Source organism: Aeromonas sp. 600774, assembly GCF_049175075.1.
Classification (GTDB): domain Bacteria; phylum Pseudomonadota; class Gammaproteobacteria; order Enterobacterales; family Aeromonadaceae; genus Aeromonas; species Aeromonas veronii_A.
This window is the reverse complement of the sequence record NZ_JAAKUJ010000012.1, coordinates 1-17401: the sequence shown is the minus strand read 5'-3', so window position 1 is coordinate 17401 and position 17401 is coordinate 1. Positions and strand designations below refer to the sequence as shown.

Genomic DNA, 17401 nt, shown 5'->3' with positions numbered 1-17401 from the left:
ACCTCTGGGCTGGCTCAAATTGGCGGGGGATTATAAGTGATCCCGCCCCAAATATCAGCCGCTAAAACCACGGCATCGGCTGACGAGCAGGGCCGGGCTGAGTATACTGGCCGCACACTTCATCAAGCCCGGAACAATCAATGATTCACAGCATGACCGCCTACGCCCGCAAGGAATTCAAGGGCGACTGGGGCACAGCCGTTTGGGAAATTCGTTCGGTCAACCAGCGCTATCTGGAAACCTACATTCGCCTGCCGGAGCAACTGCGCAGCCTGGAACCGGTACTGCGTGAGCGTTTCCGCGCCAAACTGCAGCGCGGCAAGGTGGAGTGCAACCTGCGTTTCGAGGCTGCTCAGGCCGCAGCCAGCCAGCTGCACATCAATGAAGAGCTGGCCAAGCTCATCATCGACAGCGCCAGCTGGGTAATGAAAGAGGCGGGTCAGGGCCAACTCAATCCGGTCGACGTACTGCGTTGGCCGGGCGTCATGGCTGCCGCCGAGCAGGACATGGACGCGGTCGCCACCGAGCTGCTCGGCGGTTTTGACCAGACCATGGAAGATTTCCTCGCCTCCCGCGCCAGCGAAGGGGCCAACCTCAAGGCGCTGATCGAGCAGCGTCTGGCCGGTATTCAGGTGGAAGTGAAGAAGGTGCGCGTCCACCTGCCGCAGATCATCGAGTGGCAGCGCCAGAAGCTCACCGACCGTCTGGCCGAAGCCAAGGTTGAGCTGGATCCGGCCCGCATCGAGCAGGAGATCGTGCTGCTGGCCCAGAAGATCGACGTGGCCGAAGAGCTGGATCGTCTGGAGATGCACATCAGCGAAACCAACAAGATCATGAAAAAGGGTGGCGCCTGCGGCCGTCGTCTCGACTTTATGATGCAGGAGTTCAACCGCGAGTCGAACACGCTTGGCTCCAAGTCCATCAACGCCGAAGTGACCCAGTCCGCCGTCGAGCTGAAAGTCCTGATCGAGCAGATGCGCGAGCAGATCCAGAACATCGAATGATGGGTCGCTGACTATCCGGTTGTTGCCTGCAAAAGAGCCCTTGATTCCTCAAGGGCTCTTTTATTTTCTGGCCATGAGATTTCCACCAGTGAGCCAACGAGCGAGAGACGCCCTAGCCTATAGGCATCACCAGTGCCGGTTGGTGCGGGTCGCTCAGCCGCTCGGCGAGGTAGTCCACCAGCATCCGCACCTTGGGGGAGAGGTGGCGGTTATGGGGATAGAGGGCCCAGATCCCCTCCGCCGGGGCCCGCAGTTCGGGCAGCAGCTCGATCAATTCGCCTCGGGCCAGATGGTCGCTCACGTAGTAGTCCGGCAGCTGGATGATGCCGATTCCCTTGAGCGCCGCATCCAGCAGGGCGTGGCCGCTGTTGCACTGCAGCAGGCCGCGCACCCGCACGCTGTGGGGGCGGCCATCCAGAGTGAAGTGCCACTCGTCGCTGTTGCCCACCAGACAGGTGTGGCGGGTCAGCTCGGAGAGGCTGTTGGGCATGCCGTGGCGAGCGGTGTAGGCCGGTGAGGCGCAGACATAGGGCACCCGCTGCGCCAGCTTGCGTGCCACCAGCGTCGAATCCTTGAGGTGGCCAAGCCGCAGCGCCAGATCGTAGCCTTCGTGCACCAGGTCCAGCAGCTGGTTGGTGAGGTTGAGGGTCACCTCCAGCTGGGGGAAACGCACCATGAAGTCGTTCACCAGCGGGGCGATGCGGCTCTCGCCGTAGGAGACGGGTGCCGTGATGCGCAGCGACCCTTGCGGTACCGCCTGATGGCGCCCCACCGCCAGCTCCGCCTCGTAGAGGTTGTCCAGCAGCTGACGACAGTGGCGATAGTAAATCTCGCCAAGTTCGGTGAGCCGCACCTGACGGGTGGTACGCAGCAGCAGCTTGGCCTGCAGCCGATCTTCCAGCTGTGCCACCTGACGGCTGACCTGCGCCACCGACACTCCCAGCTTGCGCGCCGCCGGGGTAAAGCCCCCCTGCTCCGCCACGCTGACAAATTCACAGATCCCTTCCCAGCCGAACATTATTACCTGTGTGTAAAAGTGATTTGAGATTTGCCCTCATTATCACCAAATCGGCGGGAAACTACACTGACTGTCCGAACTCATCTCTGTTCACCCTGCTCAACAAGAAGGATGTCATTCATGGCACAGGTTCAAAGCATCAAGTGTAAAGCCGCCATCGCCTGGGGCCCGGGTCAGCCCCTCTCCATCGAAGAGGTCGAGGTCATGCCGCCGCAAGCGGGCGAGGTGCGGGTGCGCATCGTCGCCACCGGTGTCTGCCACACCGATGCCTTCACTCTCTCAGGTGAAGATCCGGAAGGGGTCTTCCCCTGCATTCTCGGCCACGAGGGGGGCGGCATCGTCGAATCGGTCGGCGAAGGGGTCACCAGCGTCAAAGTCGGCGATCACGTGATCCCGCTCTACACCCCCGAGTGCGGCGAGTGCAAATTCTGCAAATCCGGCAAGACCAACCTCTGCCAGAAGATCCGCGCCACCCAGGGCAAGGGGCTGATGCCGGACGGCACCACCCGCTTCTCGAAAGATGGCCAGCCCATCTATCACTACATGGGCACCTCCACCTTCAGCGAATACACGGTACTGCCGGAGATCTCCATCGCCAAGGTGGACCCGGCCGCCCCGCTGGAAGAGGTCTGTCTGCTCGGTTGTGGCGTCACCACCGGCATCGGCGCCGTGATGAACACCGCCAAGGTGAAAGAGGGTGAGAGCGTCGCCATCTTCGGGCTGGGGGGCATCGGCCTCTCGGCGGTGATCGGGGCTCGTCTGGCCAAGGCCGGTCGCATCATCGCCATCGACATCAACGAGAGCAAGTTCGAACTGGCCCGCAAGCTGGGTGCCACCGACTGCATCAACCCGAACGACTACGACAAACCGATTCAGGAGGTGATCGTCGAACTGACCGATGGCGGCGTCGACTTCTCCTTCGAGTGCATCGGCAACGTCAAGGTGATGCGCGCAGCGCTGGAGTGCTGCCACAAGGGCTGGGGCGAGTCGGTCATCATCGGCGTCGCCGGAGCGGGTCAGGAGATCAGCACCCGTCCGTTCCAGCTGGTGACCGGTCGGGTCTGGCGCGGCAGCGCCTTCGGCGGGGTACGCGGTCGCAGCGAACTGCCGAGCTATGTGCAGCGCTACATGCAGGGCGAGTTCCGCCTCGATGACTTCATCACCCACACCATGCCGCTTGAGCAGATCAACGAGGCATTCGATCTGATGCACCAAGGCAAGAGCATCCGCACCGTCATCCACTACTGAGCATGATCACCCCGCCCGCCACTGCGGGCGGGGTGCAGGAGTCCTTCGATGAATCTGGAGATTATCAGCAGCAACAAGAGCTTCGGCGGCTGGCACAAGCGCTATCGTCACCGCGCCAGCGTGCTCGGCTGCGAGATGAATTTTGCCATCTATCTGCCGCCTCAGGCCCTCACCGGCCAGAAGGTGCCGGTGCTCTACTGGCTCAGCGGCCTCACCTGCACCGATGAGAACTTCATGCAGAAGGCGGGTGCCCAACGCATCGCCGCCGAGCTCGGCATCGCCCTGGTGGCGCCGGACACCAGCCCCCGCGGCGACGGGGTGGCGGACGATCCCGGTTATGACCTCGGCATGGGCGCGGGCTTCTACGTCAACGCCAGCCAGAGCCCCTGGCAGGCGCACTACCAGATGTATGACTACGTCACCCGCGAGCTGCCTGACTTGATAGAGACCCACTTCCCGGTCTCGACCCGACGCGCCATCAGTGGCCACTCCATGGGCGGTCACGGAGCGCTGATCGCCGCGTTGCGGGAGCCGGGTCGCTACCGCTCGGTGTCGGCGTTCAGCCCGCTCTGCCACCCGAGCCGCTGCCCCTGGGGCCAGAAGGCGCTCGGGGCGTATCTCGGCAGCAATCCGCTGTTGTGGCAGGAGTGGGATGCCTGCCAGCTGCTGCGCCACCAGCCGGTCACGCCGCTGCCCACCCTAGTAGATGTGGGGCTGGATGATCCCTTCCTCGCCGAGCAGCTGCATATCGATGCGCTGGCCGAGGTAGCCGCCAGCAAGGAGTGGCCACTGGAGCTCAACCGCCACGAGGGCTATGACCACAGCTACTACTTCGTGGCGAGCTTTATCGAGGCGCACCTGCGCTTTCACGCCCGCCACCTCTGATCAAAACAGGCCCGTTGCGGGCCTGTTTTAGTTGTGGTGATCGGTTGATATCAACTGCCCGCTCGGGTCACTCCGCCGGAGCCTGCGATCTGCTGCTCCACCTCGGGATCGCCCCAGTAGGCGATGTTGCCTGAACCGGCGATGCCGACTTTCAGCGTCTCCTGCGCCCGCACCGCCACATCACCGCTGCCGGCGATATTGACCTCTACCTCGTTGCCGCGCATCTCGCTCCCGAGCACGTCGCCAGATCCGGCAATGTTCAGCTCGATGGCCTGTGCCGAACCGCTGCCCAGCTCCAGACTGCCGGTGCCAGCGATATTCCCTTCCAGCCGTTTCAGCTCCAGCTGACTGGCGACGATGTCACCGGTACCGGCCACCGACAGCACCAGCTCATCGCCCTTGAAGCCGCTCAGATCGCCGTTACCGGTCCCGGCCAATGCCAGTTCGTTCAACACCGGCAAGGTGATGGTCAGCTCCAGCGGCTCGGTAGGATCGAGCCGGTAACCCTCCTTCACCTCGATCTCCAGCTTGTCGCCGCTCTCGGTCAGCACCAGATAGGGCAGCAGGTTCTCCTGCCCCTTGATCAGGATGCCGCGCGGCTCCCCCGCGACCAGATGGAGGGTGGCAGGCACCCCCGCCAGCACCCGGGTCACCCCGTCACCGAGCGCCTGCTGGCGCTCGACCACAGCCCCCGTTCCGGTCACTCTGGTCCGATCCAGCCAGTGACAACCACTGAGCCCAGCCATCAACATGACAACCATCATCCATTTCATCACTACTCTCCTCCTTATGTGTTGGCCATCCAGGGCCAATTGGTTTTCATGCTTTGCAAAGCGCGAGCCAAAAATTAACATTATGATTCAAAAGGAAATAACTATTTAAACCAGAACAGACAGAATAATTTAGAGAGCCATTTAGACCATATTTTGGTGAAAATAACCATTCTCGAACGGATATGATTTTGGCTGATTGGCGGGTCGTCCTGCCGGTCACTATGCTGACAGCCCGTGGAAGTTTTTGATTGCCCTGCCGGTCTGTTGAGCCAATAGTGGTACTTCGTGCGTACCAAGCTCTCCATTGCGGTAATGTCATTACCACTGTCTTGTCAGTCTTCACTGCCAACAAGGAGCCAGAGCGTGACCCAAGCAAGCCCTCTCTATGCCACCGCCACCGGTCTGCCGGAACCGACTCGCACCCCGCTGCTGACCGGCAGCGATCCCGAGCAGAAACGGCGCGAGCTGCTCGCCTACTTCTGCCAGACCTTCGATCTCTACGACTCGCTGTTCGACTGTCTGGCCGATGAGAGGGCCTGGTTCAACAAGGCGATCCCCCTGCGCCATCCGCTCATCTTCTACTACGGCCACACCGCCGCCTTCTTTATCAACAAGCTGCTGGCGGCACGCCTGATCGATCAGCGGCTGGATGCCCGCATCGAGGCCATGGTCGCCATCGGGGTGGACGAGATGAGCTGGGATGATCTGGACGAGACCCACTACGACTGGCCCAAAGTCAGCGAGCTACGCAGCTATCGGGCCAAAGTCCGTTCGCTGGTGTGCGATTTTATTCGCCAGATGCCGCTCACCCTGCCCATCGACTGGCAGAGCCCGGCCTGGGTCATCCTGATGGGGATAGAGCACGAGCGTATCCACCTCGAGACCTCCAGCGTGCTGCTCCGCCAGTTGCCACTCGCCTGGGTGCGGCCGCAGCCTTATTGGCCCGCCTGTACCGAAGTCCGCCACCGCATTGATCAGGTACCCGCCAACAGTCTGCTGCCGGTGGCCGGCGGCAAGGTGCGCCTTGGCAAGCAGGACGCCACCTACGGCTGGGACAACGAATATGGCGAGCGCCATATCGAGCTGGCCCCGTTTCAGGCCAGCCGCATGCTGGTGAGCAATGCCGAGTACCTCGCCTTCGTCCAGGCGGGGGGCTACGGCCAGCAACAGTGGTGGGATGAAGAGGGGTGGAGCTGGTGCCAGTACGCCAAGGCGCAGATGCCCACCTTCTGGGTGGGTGACCCCGCCGAGCCCGAACAATTGCAGCTGCGGCTGATGACCGAGCAGGTCGCCATGCCCTGGGACTGGCCAGTCGAGGTGAATCAGCTGGAGGCGGCCGCTTTCTGTCGCTGGCAGGCAGCTCGCACCGGTCTGCCAATCCAGCTGCCGAGCGAGGCGGAGTGGCAGCTGCTGCGCGAACAGCTACCCGGCGATCAGCCGGACTGGACGGAAGCCCCCGGCAATATCAATCTGGCCCGTTTCGCCTCCTCCTGCCCGGTGGATGCCTGCCCGCAAGGGGAGTTCTTCGATCTGGTGGGCAATGTCTGGCAGTGGACCAGCACCGCCATCGACGGCTTCGACGGCTTTAAAATCCACCCGCTCTACGACGACTTCTCCACCCCCACCTTTGATGGCAAGCACACCCTGATCAAGGGGGGCAGCTGGATCAGCACGGGTAACGAAGCGCTCAAATCATCCCGTTACGCCTTCCGGCGTCACTTCTTCCAGCATGCGGGTTTCCGCTATCTGGTCTCCCGTTATCAGGAACCCGTTATCGTGAATCCCTATGAAACCGACACGCTGGTCGCTCAGTACCTCGACTTCCAGTACGGCCCGAGCCACTTCGGGGTAGCCAACTACGCCAAGACGCTTGCTGATCTTGCTGGCGAGCTGTGCAGCAACCACCAGCGGGCGCTGGATATCGGCTGCGCCACCGGTCGTGCCAGCTTCGAACTGGCTCGCCACTTCCAGCATGTGGACGGGGTGGACTACTCAGCCCGCTTCATCGACGTGGCGCTGGCCCTCGCCAGCCAGGACAGCTTCCGCTACGCCATTCCGCTGGAGGGTGAACTGGTGGAGTATTGCGAGGCACGCCTGTCGAGCCACGGGCTGGGGGCGAGTCAGGCTGAGCGCATCCACTTCAGTCAGGGGGATGCCTGCAACCTCAAGCCCAAATATGACCACTACGATCTGGTGCTCGCCTCCAACCTGATCGACCGGCTGCGGGAGCCCGCCCGCTTCCTGCGGGATATCGCTCCCCGGCTGCGCAGCGGTGGCCTGCTGGTGCTCACCAGCCCCTATACATGGCTGGCGGAATATACCCCGCCCGCCAACTGGCTCGGCGGCATTCGTGAAAACGGCGAGGCGCTCACCACCTATCAGGCGCTGCAACGGCTGCTGGCGGCGGAGTTCGAGGAGCACTGCCCGCCGCGGGATGTGCCCTTCGTCATCCGCGAGACCGCCCGCAAATACCAGCACACGGTGGCGCAGCTGACCGTCTGGCGCAAACGCTAGCACGCCGGTCGACATGCAGATGAGAAGAGGGAGGCCAACGGGCCTCCCTCTTGTTATGGCAGTCAAAACGGCGCGAGTATCACTCTCCCTGCTCGTGATAGCGGCGCGCCAGTACGGCGCACACCATCAGCTGGATCTGGTGGAAGATCATCAGCGGCAACACCATCACCCCGACGCTGGCGGCGGGGAACATGACGTTGGCCATCGGCACCCCGTTGGCCAGACTCTTTTTCGAGCCGCAGAAGACGATGGTGATCTCGTCCGCCTTGTCGAACCCGAGACGACGGCTGATCCAGACGTTCCAGCAGAGCACCAGCGCCAGCAAGATGCAGCTCAGCAACACGATACTGGCCAGATCGTACCAGCCTACTTGATGCCAAATCCCCTGCACCACCGCCTCGCTGAAGGCGACGTAGACCACCAGCAGGATGGAGCTCTGATCCAGCTTGCCGATGAGCGGACGGTGGCTGTCGACCCAGCGGCCGATCAGCGGGCGCGACAGGTGGCCCACCACAAACGGCAGCATCAGCTGCATCATGATGGACTGAATGGAGTGCCAGGTGTCGATCCCCTCCCCCTGTACGTGGATCATCATCCCCACCAGCACCGGCGAGAGGAAGATGCCGAGGATACTGGAGGCCGAGGCGCTGCACACCGCCGCCGACACATTGCCCCCCGCCATCGAGGTAAAGGCGATAGCCGACTGCACGGTGGCAGGCAGGGCGCAGAGATAGAGGAAACCGAGGTAGATGGCCGGGCTCAGCCAGCTCGGTACCAGCGGCGTGAGCAACAGCCCCAGCAGCGGAAAGAGCACGAAGGTGCTGAGCATCACCACCAGATGGAGCCGCCAGTGGCCGAGGCCTGCCAGCAGGTTCTGGCGCGACAGCTTGGCGCCATGCATGAAGAACAGGAGCGCCACCGCCAGCTTGGTCAGCAGACCGAACCAGACAGCCACCTGCCCCTCGCAGGGAAATAGGGAGGCCAGAGTGACCACCGTAATCAGCACAACAGTAAAGGGATCCAGACGCACGAAAGGTCTCCATCAGAAGGGCATCCTGCAGCCATAGCGACAGTCAGGATTGGGGAGGACAAGAAACAGAGCGGGAGATGTCTGGCACCTCCCGCTAAAACGAACCTCCAGCTTACCCCGATAACGGAGAGGCGCAACGTTGTGCAGCGGTTAATTGTTCATCAATGCTTAACGCCTTTGCTTTGTCGAACAGCGGAAGTTGCTGACCCGCGGCCAGATAGCGCCAAACCGGCGCGAAATGGATAAAAAAACGGGCGACCAAGGCCGCCCGTCTCGCTTTTTCGTTCTGCCGATCAGCGCTGGCTGGCCAGCTTGCAGTTGCCGATCTTCTTGTCATTGCCGGCGAGCTTGCGGGACTGCCGCTTCTCGAAGCGGGAGATCCACCAGTAGGCCAGCGCCGAGAAGACTGCAGTCATAAAGACGTTGATGAAGAAGGCGCGCACCAGATCCACCCCGGCCGGGAAGGCGGAGGCGCTCATGCTCACCACGAAGATGGCGATCAGCACCGATACCACGCCCATCCCGAAGGTGCGCGACCCCATGCGGAAGTCGCGGGGAGTGTCGTCATGTTTCCAGCGGAACACGAAGTAGGCCACCATGATGAAGATCGGCGGCAACATGGCGGTGCCGGCGGTGAGGTTGATGGCGGTGTTCATCATCTGCTGCACCGACTCGGAACCGAAGCCGTTGACCACCAGCATCGCGAACACGAAGACAAACTGCCACCAGGCGGCGCGCACCGGCACGCCGTGCTCGTTGAGCTGGGTGGTCTTCTCGCCGTAAACCCCCTGCGGGATCTCGGAGAAGTGGATCTTCACCGGCGCCGAGGTCCACATCATCATGGAGCCGAACATGGCGATAAACAGCACCACGCCGACGAAGCGGCCCACCAGCGCCTCGGAAAGCCCGAAATACTGCGCCATGCCGGTGAAGATCTCCACCATGCCGCCGGCATAGGTGAGGCTCTCGCGCGGCACGAACACGTTCACCAGCAGGGAACCGACCGCATACATGGCACCGATGACGATGCCGGCACTGATGATCACCTTGATGAAGGACTTCTGGCCGCCCTTCACGTCATTGAGGTAGGCCGCCGCCGTCTCGGCACCGCCCGCCGCCTGGAAGATCCAGCACATGATGCCGAGGGTCGCCCAGTTGACGGTGGGAGTCATCGCCTCCAGCGTGATGGGCTGGGCCGGCACGTGATCGCCGCCAAGAGCCATCAGGGCGCCCAGCACATAGATGGCAAACAGGGCAAACACCCCGTAGGCCACTATTTCGGCAATCTTGCCAAGCCAGCTCGCCCCCTTGGTGGAGATATGGGTCGCCGCCGCAAACAGCACGATGGAGATGATCGAGGTGACCATGGGTGAGAAGCTGTACTCATAGCCCAGCATGGCGTAGGAGGCGTAGGCGATGACGTTGGGCAGCAGGGAGACGAACCAGAACAGGTTCACGAACCAGTAGAGAAACGAACCCAGATAGGCCATCCGGGTGCCGAGCGGTTTTTTAAGCCAGTCGTACATCCCCGACTCGGAGTTTTTATTGGCCGAGACGAACTCGGCGATGATGAAAACAAACGGGATGAAGTAGACGATGGTCGCCAGCAGGAAGATGGGGGCGGAGCTGAGCCCCAGCTCGATGTTGTTGTTGACGATGTTGCGCACGTTGAACACGGCGGCAAAGGTCATCGACAACAGGGCAAACTTGCCTATGGTGCCGCGTACGGATTCAGACATGGTGTCCTCCAGTGGACTCGCGTTCCCTGCGGGGAGCGCTGTGACTCTGTGATGTGTTCGGCAAGGGTCTGTCGGCCCCGCGCTTTACTCTCTTGTTATGATCGGGCCGCGTGGGCGGCCTCGTTGCTGAACCGGTACCGTCTCCCGCACCAGCTCGCAATACCATTCAGACGATCGGAGTGCCCGGCGCCATCGGCACCCGCGGTTGCAACAGCACGCTCTGGCTCTCGTCCGGGGTCTCGGCGCAGAGCAACATGCACTCGGATCGCTCGCCGCGCATTTTGGTGGGCTTGAGGTTGGTCAGTACCACCACCTCGCTGCCCATCAGCTCCTCTGCGCTGTAGTAAGGCACCAGACTGGTGACGGTCTGCAGCGGCCGCTCGCCACCCACGTCGATCTGGACGATGTAGAGTTTGTCGGCCCCGGGGTGGCGCACCACCTCCAGCACCTTGCCCACCTTCATCTCGACCCGTTTGAATTCGGCAAACTCGATCGTCTCGCTCATGCTCTTTTCCTTTTCTGGTTCAACGGTTTGCGGGTGGCCAACGGCCACCCGGTTTGATTGGTATTCAATGCCGTGCTTATGGCGTCTGCATGGCAACCTGCGCTGTCGGCTGGGCCTCTTTGGCACGTGCTTCGGCGCTGAGGGAGGCCTCGTATCTGTTGTATTTCCACCAGGCGAAGCCGAGGAAGATCACGATCCCGCCGACGTTGTAGAAGATGATGGTCATGATGTCGGCACCGGTCGGGAAGGTGGAGGCGAGGAAGCCCACCGAGAAGATGGCGATCAGCACCGAGACCACGGCGATGCCGGTGGTGCGCGAACCCATCTTGAAATCCCGCGGCAGGTGGTCGAGCTTCAGGCGCAGATTGAGGTAGGACAGCATGATGAACAGCGGCGGCAGCATGGAGGCGGCAGCGGTCATGTTGATGACGGTGTTCATCAGATCCTGCGCTGTGTTGGAGCCCAGGGTCGGGATCACCATCAGCGGCAGCACGATGAGGTACTGGATCCAGGCTGCCTGGGCGGGCACGCCATTCTCGTTCAGCTCGACCGTCTTCTTGCCGAAGATGCCGACCGGGATCTCGGAGAAGAAGATCTTCACCGGGGTCGCCGTCCACATCAGCAGGGAGCCGAACATGGCGGTGAAGGAGACCAGACCCACGAAGCGATTCATCAGGATCTCCGGCAGGCCGAAGTAAGCCGCCAGCCCCTCGAACACCTGCACCGAGCCGCCGGTGTATTTCAGGGTGTCGCTGTGGACGAAGACGTTGATCAAGAGCGATGCGATGGAGTAGAGCACGCCGATAAAGATCCCGGCGATGATGATCACCTTGACGAAGGATTTGGAGCCCCCTTTCACGTCATTGACGTATACCGCCACCGACTCGGCACCACCGGCTGCCATAAAGATCCAGGTAGTGATGCCGAGGAAGGCCCAGCTGAAGTCGGGGACCATGGCCTCTACCGTGATGGGGTCAGCCGGTTGCACGCCTCCCACCAGTGCCGCACCCGCCAGCAGAATGTAGGAGAGGGTCAGCAGCAGCATCAGGGACGAGGTCACCGAGGTGATGGGGCCGAGCATCTTGGCGCCGTTGGTGGAGACATAGGTGGCAAAGGCAAACAGCACCATGCTCAATGCCGTGGTCGCCACCGGGGTGAGAATGTACTCGTAGCCGAGGAAGGCATAGGAGGCGTAGGCGATGACCCGCGGCAGCAGCGAGGTGAAGAAGAAGAGGTTCACGAACCAGTAGGTGTAGGCGGAGATGAAGGCCCAGCGACCGCCGAGGGAGCTCTTCACCCAGGCATAGACGCCCGCTTCGGAGTTCTTATTCAGTGACACGAACTCCGCAATGATCAGGCAAAACGGAATGAAGTAAAAAATGGTGGCCAGAAAGAACATCGGGGCCGAGGCCAGACCGATCTCGATGTTGTTGTTGATGACGTTGTTGAAGCTGAATACCGCCGCGAAGGTGAGCGACAGCAAACCAAACTTGCCTATCGTATTGCGTTTGGAATCAGACATGGTGCATCTCCAGACCTGTAGTTATCTCGCGAAAGGGCGGGGTATGGGTTGTAGGGTGAACCCCGCCCTTCCGGCTTTGTCAGTGCAGAACCGGCGGCTTGTTATTTGTTCTTGAAGTAGCCGCCTTCGACGGTGACCTTGATGATCACCTTGCGCACCGGCGCATCGCCGACAAAGCGGTAGGCCTCGTCGTTCTCGAAGATCACCACCTGCCCATTGCCGACCTGCTGGCGCTCACGCACCTCACCGGCCAGCCACTCGCGGTCGGTGGTATCGTCATAAGCCTGCTCGACCGCCAGCTCGCTCTTGGCTGCCCACTCCACCGTCTCATCCCCTTCCAGGTAGTAATGAACGTCGAAGTAGCGGCGCTGCCCCTCAAACAGGGAGGTGGCCGGGCTGGCCCCCTCCTGCAAGCGGTAGGTGAGGGAGTCACCGATGGAGTGGCAGATACCGGGCTTGAGGTTCGGCAGGTTGTTGATGGCCTCCACGCAGCGGCCCCACTTCTTGCCCTCCCGGTAGATGTTTTTGAACAGGGTCAGGTTGTCCAGGGTGATCATGCGAGGTTCCTCCCGCCGTTGATGGTGAGATCGAGCCCGGCCAGCGCAGCCGGATTGAGGTTGCCACGGGCGATGGGCAGCAGGGTCAGGCCGAAGCTGAATGGCTCGAAGCGCACCCGCCAGGAGTCCAGCACCTCGGAGCCCCAGGAGTTGGAGCCCAGCCCCAGCACCTTGTGATCCAGATTGAGGGTGAGATAACCGCAGGGCTCCAGCTCGTTGATGTGCTGCGCCGCGTGGATATGCTCCCAGCTGTAGGGCCAGACGCTCAGGTTGATGGGGGCATCGGGTCGCACGTAGAGACCGGCGCCGTGACGGTTGGTCAGGGTCGCCCAGCGCACCTGCTGGCGGTTGCCGTTGTCCTGCGGGAAGGGGTAGTGCTCCCACATCTCGCTGACTGTGCTCTGGAAGCTGTCGATCCAGTTGCTCTGGCGGCTGTCCTGATAGTTTTCGCCCGGCCCCATGCCGTAGTAGTGCACCCGGTCGAGATCCTGACGAATGCCCAGCTCGAAGCCGATCTTGGGTATGATGTCGTCATAGCCGCCGTAGGGCTGGCCGGACAGGGCCACGTGCAGCTGACCGTTCGGGCTCAGGGTGTAGACGTAGCGGCAGCGCATGCCGAAGTCGAACACCGGCGGTGCGATCAGGCTCTCCACCGTCACCTCGACCGCCTCACCCAGCTGACGCCAGCTTAAGGTGCGGAAGTGTTCCTGCATGATCTGCAGGTGGTTCGGGTGCCACAGGCTCTCGTACTCCTGCTTGTGGTTGTCGATCATCGGCTTGAAGAAGGTGAGGCGCGGCGAGCGCTCAATCAGCTCGATACCATCCTGCTGCCAGCTCACCAGCTTGCCGTCGAGGCGTGAAAAACGCAGGGCGAAGCCGCTGCCGCTCAAGGTCAACGCGAGGCGCTCGTCGGCAATCTGCAGCGCAGTAGCGTTGGGATTGGCAAAGGGCTGCAGCTGGCGAGTCGATGCCTTCAGTTGGAACTGGTACTGGCCCAGCTCGTGCTCCGCCGCGCTGTAGCGGGTGGCGGTGGCCTTGATGACCCGCAGCTGGACGAAGGTTTCCCGCCCATCGAGGGATGGCAGTTCGAGTTGCAGATCGGTAGTGGCTCCGGGGGAAACCCCTTCCAGCCGGATTTGCTGGCTCGCCAGCAGCTCGCCCTCGGCCTTCACTTCGACCAGCAGGCGGATATCGTCAAGATTGGAGAACCAGTAGCGGTTTTCCACCGCCAGCTTGCCGCTCTCCAGATCCAGCGCGCGCACCTTGACCGGGCAGATCACCTGCTTGTATTCGCGCAGGCCCGGCCCCGGGGTCTGATCCGGATAGATGAGGCCATCCATGCAGAAGTTGTAGTTGTTGGGGTAGTCGCCATAGTCGCCGCCGTACTTGTAAACAGGGCGCCCCTGCTCGTCCTGATCCAGAATGCCGTGATCGCACCACTCCCAGATGTAGTGACCCTGAATGTGGGGATGGCGGTCGAACACCTGCTGGTACTCGCTAAGGCCACCCGGGCCATTACCCATGGCGTGGGCGTATTCGCAGAGGATGCGCGGCTTCGCCATCGGGAACTCGCCAAAGCAGTTCATCTGGGAGATGCGGGAATACATGGTACTCACCACGTCCACCACCTCGGCATCGCGATCCTCTTCGTAGTGCACCAGCCGGGTCGGGTCGATCGCCTTGCAGCGCTGGTACATGGCTCTGATGTTGCAGCCGTAGCCGGACTCGTTGCCGAGCGACCAGATGATGATGGAGGGGTGGTTCTTCTGGGCGTGAACATGGCGCTCGATGCGATCCACGAACACCGGCTCCCAGAAGGGATCGTCGGTGATGCGGCTGAGAGCGCCGACGTTGGCAAAACCGTGGGTCTCCACGTCGGTCTCCGCCATCACGAACAGGCCGTACTGGTCGCACAGCTCGTAGAAGCGAGGATCGTTAGGGTAGTGGGCGGTGCGCACCGAGTTGAGGTTGTGCTGCTTCATCAGCACGATATCGCGCTCCACCCGATCCATGCCGACCGCGCGGCTCTTGAGGTGGTCGTTGTCGTGGCGGTTCACCCCGTGCAGCTTGAGGTAGTGGCCGTTGACGTAGAAGAGGCCATCCTTGACCTTGATTTCACGCACCCCGACCCGCTGCGGGATCACTTCCAGCAGCTCACCCTGACTGTTGTAGAGGGAGAGTTGCAGCTGATAGAGGTACGGGTCTTCAGCGCTCCACAGATGGGGGTTGGCCAGATCCAGCGTGAAGCGGCAATCACACTTGCCATCGATGGCGAGATGGTCGAGCGAGCCGCTGGCGATCTCGTTGCCCTGATCCAGCAGCGACCAGACCAGACGGTGCTCACGGGCGGCCGCCCCCAGGTTCTCGAGCTGGATATCGCAGCTCAGGGTAGCGCTCTGGTTGTCATCAGCCAGCGCGGTGCGGATAAAGAAGTCCTGCACATGGGCGGCCGGTTTGCCCACCAGATAGACGTCGCGGAAGATCCCCGCCATCCACCACATGTCCTGATCTTCGATATAGGTGGAGTCAGCCCACTGCATCACCCGTACCGACAGCAGGTTCTCGCCAATGTTGGCGTAGGCACTGATATCGAACTCGGCGGTGAGGCGGCTCCCCTTGCTGAAGCCGACATAGTGGCCGTTCACATAGACCTCGAAGTAGGTCTCCACCCCGTCAAACTTGATGATTACCTGCTCGCCGTCCCAAGCCGGGCTCAGCGTGAAGCTGCGCTGATAGGCGCCGGTGGGGTTGTTGGTCGGCACGAAGGGCACGTCGATGGGGAAGGGAAAACCTTCGTCGGTGTACTGCAGCTGGCCATGTCCTTCCATCTGCCACATATTGGGCACGGTGATCTGGCCCCATTCGTTCATGGTGCTGTGATAGAAGGCCTCCGGTACCTGCAGGGGGTGGTCGAAGTAGTGGAACTGCCACTGGCCGCCAAGGCTCAGAAAACGGCGGCTCAGCTCGCGCTGCATGGTGGCCGCCAGCCAGTGGTCGGCATAAGAGAAGAAGTAGGCGCGCGGAGCCAGCCTGTTTTCACCAACGAATTGGACGTTTTCCCAGTTATTCACATGTCCTCCCGGAACAAGGCAACTTTGACTGGGTAAACTCTAGACAAACATTTACTAAATATCAGCTTTGAATTGGTAAATTTTTAACCTGATCACAATGAACAGATGGTTTTGTGAGCGAGATCAGAAGCGGGAGATAAAGGAAGGCAAGATATGGAGGAGTGGCATGGATGTTGATAATAGCTGGCTGAATTGCAATAAAATCAACTATAAAACAATATGATATGAAATAGCTGGATGATATGGGAAAGAGGTTTGCTTGGGAGAGGTGTCGCACCACCGCAAGATGGTGCGACTAAAAAGCAGAGTATTTTACTAAAATCAGCGAGTGGTGCCGCGCAGGGTCAACTTGCTCGGTACCAGCACCCGGAGTGGAATATTCCGCTCGTCTCGCAGCCGCTCAACCAGCAAATTGACCCCCTGGGTGCCCATCAACTCGGAGTGGATCCGCACTGTTGAGAGTGGCGGGAAGGTGAACTTGGCGGTCGGAATATCGTTGACGCTGATAAGCTCGATCTGCTGGGGAATCGCCAATCCCTTCTCATGAATGGCACGCAGCACACCAATGGCGATGGAGTCGGAGGCAACGAACAGCGCCTTGGGCCAGTCACCCGCCAGCATCTCCTTCGCCAACTGGTAGCCGGAGGCACTAGAGAAGTCCCCACGATAGAGATCGCTCTCCTGCACCACCCCCAGCCGCTGGCCATAATCGCGGAAGGCCAATTCACGCAGATCCGGATTCTCATCCTGGCCACCGATATAACCGATGCGCTGATGCCCCTGCGCGATAAAGTAATCAACCACTTGCTGGCTGATCAGGGCAAGATCCACATCGACCGAGTCGAACTCTCCCTGTGAACGGCAGTCGACAAACACCAGCTGGCTGGAACAAGCCCTGAGTTGGGCCAGACGCTCGGACGTGAGGGTGCCGACCACCAGAATGCCATCCACGGCGCTCAATTCACGCCCTTCACCACAGTTGTAGAGATGAGTCAGCTCGATATTGAGGCGGGCACTCTGGGTCTCGATACCATAACGGATGGCGAGATAGTAAGGGTCGTTGACCTCGGTACTCTGGGGATAGGCATAGACCACCAGAAAGTGCAGTTTGCTCTTGTGTACCCCCTTACGGGCGCTGCTGGTCTTGTACTCCAGCCGTTCAGCAATCTCGAAGATCCGCTGCTTGGTCTCTTCCTTGACGCTCAGGCTGGGATCCTCGTTCAGTACCCGGGATACCGTGGCGAGCGAAACCCCCGCCTCCTGTGCAATTTCCTTCAACGTAGCCATCAATACCTCGCTGGCAGCATCACGTGTTAATCGGCAACGGCTAAAGAGTAACGGGCAATCCCTTGATAGCCCAGCACTTTTACTAAAATGCCGGCGGCATGACAGATTTTTGGAACGCAGAAATGCAAAAAGGCCTCCCGAATGGGAGGCCTCTTCTAAATAGGTGCCTGACAGTGTCCTACTCTCGCATGGCGAATGCCACACTACCATCGGCGCTACCGCGTTTCACTTCTGAGTTCGGCATGGGA

At 61.0% G+C, this 17401-nt stretch carries 13 protein-coding genes; 4 read left to right on the top strand and 9 right to left on the bottom strand.

Annotated elements, in window-relative coordinates:
- Nucleotides 1-140 precede the first annotated feature (140 nt).
- Entirely contained in the window at nt 141-1004 is an 864-nt protein-coding gene (locus G5171_RS13945) for a YicC/YloC family endoribonuclease (RefSeq protein WP_005342032.1), read from the top strand.
- Between the two features lie 112 nt (nt 1005-1116).
- Here G5171_RS13945 and G5171_RS13940 read toward each other — a convergent pair whose 3' ends face one another.
- Nucleotides 1117-2022: a LysR substrate-binding domain-containing protein gene (locus G5171_RS13940; protein ID WP_043851532.1), complete on the bottom strand. Its 906-nt coding sequence runs from the start codon at nt 2020-2022 to the stop codon at nt 1117-1119.
- 120 nt (nt 2023-2142) lie between these two features.
- Here G5171_RS13940 and G5171_RS13935 point away from each other — a divergent pair, with 120 nt between their 5' ends.
- Both G5171_RS13935 and fghA read left to right on the top strand, forming a co-directional pair.
- Nucleotides 2143-3270: an S-(hydroxymethyl)glutathione dehydrogenase/class III alcohol dehydrogenase gene (locus tag G5171_RS13935; protein ID WP_120416233.1), complete on the top strand. Its 1128-nt coding sequence runs from the start codon at nt 2143-2145 to the stop codon at nt 3268-3270.
- A gap of 48 nt (nt 3271-3318) precedes the next feature.
- Complete coding sequence (fghA, locus tag G5171_RS13930; RefSeq protein WP_421260335.1) at nt 3319-4155, top strand: S-formylglutathione hydrolase; 837 nt, start codon at nt 3319-3321, stop codon at nt 4153-4155.
- A gap of 50 nt (nt 4156-4205) precedes the next feature.
- Here the strand turns inward: fghA and G5171_RS13925 are convergent, their stop codons facing one another.
- On the bottom strand, nt 4206-4928 hold the full coding sequence (locus G5171_RS13925; RefSeq protein ID WP_216979864.1) for a head GIN domain-containing protein: 723 nt from the start codon (nt 4926-4928) through the stop codon (nt 4206-4208).
- Between the two features lie 363 nt (nt 4929-5291).
- Between G5171_RS13925 and ovoA the strand changes: the two genes are divergently transcribed.
- Entirely contained in the window at nt 5292-7442 is a 2151-nt protein-coding gene (gene ovoA, locus G5171_RS13920; RefSeq protein ID WP_421250936.1) for a 5-histidylcysteine sulfoxide synthase, read from the top strand.
- Between the two features lie 79 nt (nt 7443-7521).
- Here ovoA and G5171_RS13915 read toward each other — a convergent pair whose 3' ends face one another.
- The 7 genes from G5171_RS13915 to ebgR form a co-directional block, all read right to left on the bottom strand.
- Nucleotides 7522-8472: a bile acid:sodium symporter family protein gene (locus G5171_RS13915; protein ID WP_421260334.1), complete on the bottom strand. Its 951-nt coding sequence runs from the start codon at nt 8470-8472 to the stop codon at nt 7522-7524.
- 293 nt (nt 8473-8765) lie between these two features.
- Nucleotides 8766-10211, bottom strand: coding sequence for an amino acid permease (locus G5171_RS13910; protein WP_421260333.1), 1446 nt, complete (start codon nt 10209-10211; stop codon nt 8766-8768).
- A gap of 166 nt (nt 10212-10377) precedes the next feature.
- Nucleotides 10378-10716, bottom strand: coding sequence for a tRNA-binding protein (locus G5171_RS13905; protein WP_421260332.1), 339 nt, complete (start codon nt 10714-10716; stop codon nt 10378-10380).
- Nucleotides 10717-10792: 76 nt separating this feature from the next.
- Nucleotides 10793-12238 carry an amino acid permease gene (locus G5171_RS13900; protein WP_421260331.1) on the bottom strand — a complete coding sequence of 482 codons (1446 nt, stop codon included), beginning with the start codon at nt 12236-12238 and terminating at the stop codon, nt 10793-10795.
- Nucleotides 12239-12339: 101 nt separating this feature from the next.
- Nucleotides 12340-12795, bottom strand: coding sequence for a beta-galactosidase subunit beta (locus tag G5171_RS13895; RefSeq protein WP_421260330.1), 456 nt, complete (start codon nt 12793-12795; stop codon nt 12340-12342).
- Entirely contained in the window at nt 12792-15866 is a 3075-nt protein-coding gene (gene ebgA / locus G5171_RS13890; RefSeq protein WP_421260329.1) for a beta-galactosidase subunit alpha, read from the bottom strand. The genes G5171_RS13895 and ebgA overlap by 4 nt, the downstream gene beginning before the upstream one ends.
- Nucleotides 15867-16187: 321 nt before the next feature.
- Nucleotides 16188-17153 carry a transcriptional regulator EbgR gene (ebgR, locus tag G5171_RS13885; protein ID WP_421260328.1) on the bottom strand — a complete coding sequence of 322 codons (966 nt, stop codon included), beginning with the start codon at nt 17151-17153 and terminating at the stop codon, nt 16188-16190.
- Nucleotides 17154-17401 lie beyond the last annotated feature (248 nt).

Coding starts and splice junctions, on each gene's coding strand:
- G5171_RS13900 (WP_421260331.1), bottom strand. CDS start 12,238: ATGTCTGATTCCAAACGCAATACGATAGGCAAGTTTGGTTTGCTGTCG.
- G5171_RS13905 (WP_421260332.1), bottom strand. CDS start 10,716: ATGAGCGAGACGATCGAGTTTGCCGAATTCAAACGGGTCGAGATGAAG.
- ebgR (WP_421260328.1), bottom strand. CDS start 17,153: ATGGCTACGTTGAAGGAAATTGCACAGGAGGCGGGGGTTTCGCTCGCC.
- G5171_RS13935 (WP_120416233.1), top strand. CDS start 2,143: ATGGCACAGGTTCAAAGCATCAAGTGTAAAGCCGCCATCGCCTGGGGC.
- G5171_RS13910 (WP_421260333.1), bottom strand. CDS start 10,211: ATGTCTGAATCCGTACGCGGCACCATAGGCAAGTTTGCCCTGTTGTCG.
- fghA (WP_421260335.1), top strand. CDS start 3,319: ATGAATCTGGAGATTATCAGCAGCAACAAGAGCTTCGGCGGCTGGCAC.
- G5171_RS13895 (WP_421260330.1), bottom strand. CDS start 12,795: ATGATCACCCTGGACAACCTGACCCTGTTCAAAAACATCTACCGGGAG.
- G5171_RS13925 (WP_216979864.1), bottom strand. CDS start 4,928: ATGAAATGGATGATGGTTGTCATGTTGATGGCTGGGCTCAGTGGTTGT.
- G5171_RS13945 (WP_005342032.1), top strand. CDS start 141: ATGATTCACAGCATGACCGCCTACGCCCGCAAGGAATTCAAGGGCGAC.
- G5171_RS13940 (WP_043851532.1), bottom strand. CDS start 2,022: ATGTTCGGCTGGGAAGGGATCTGTGAATTTGTCAGCGTGGCGGAGCAG.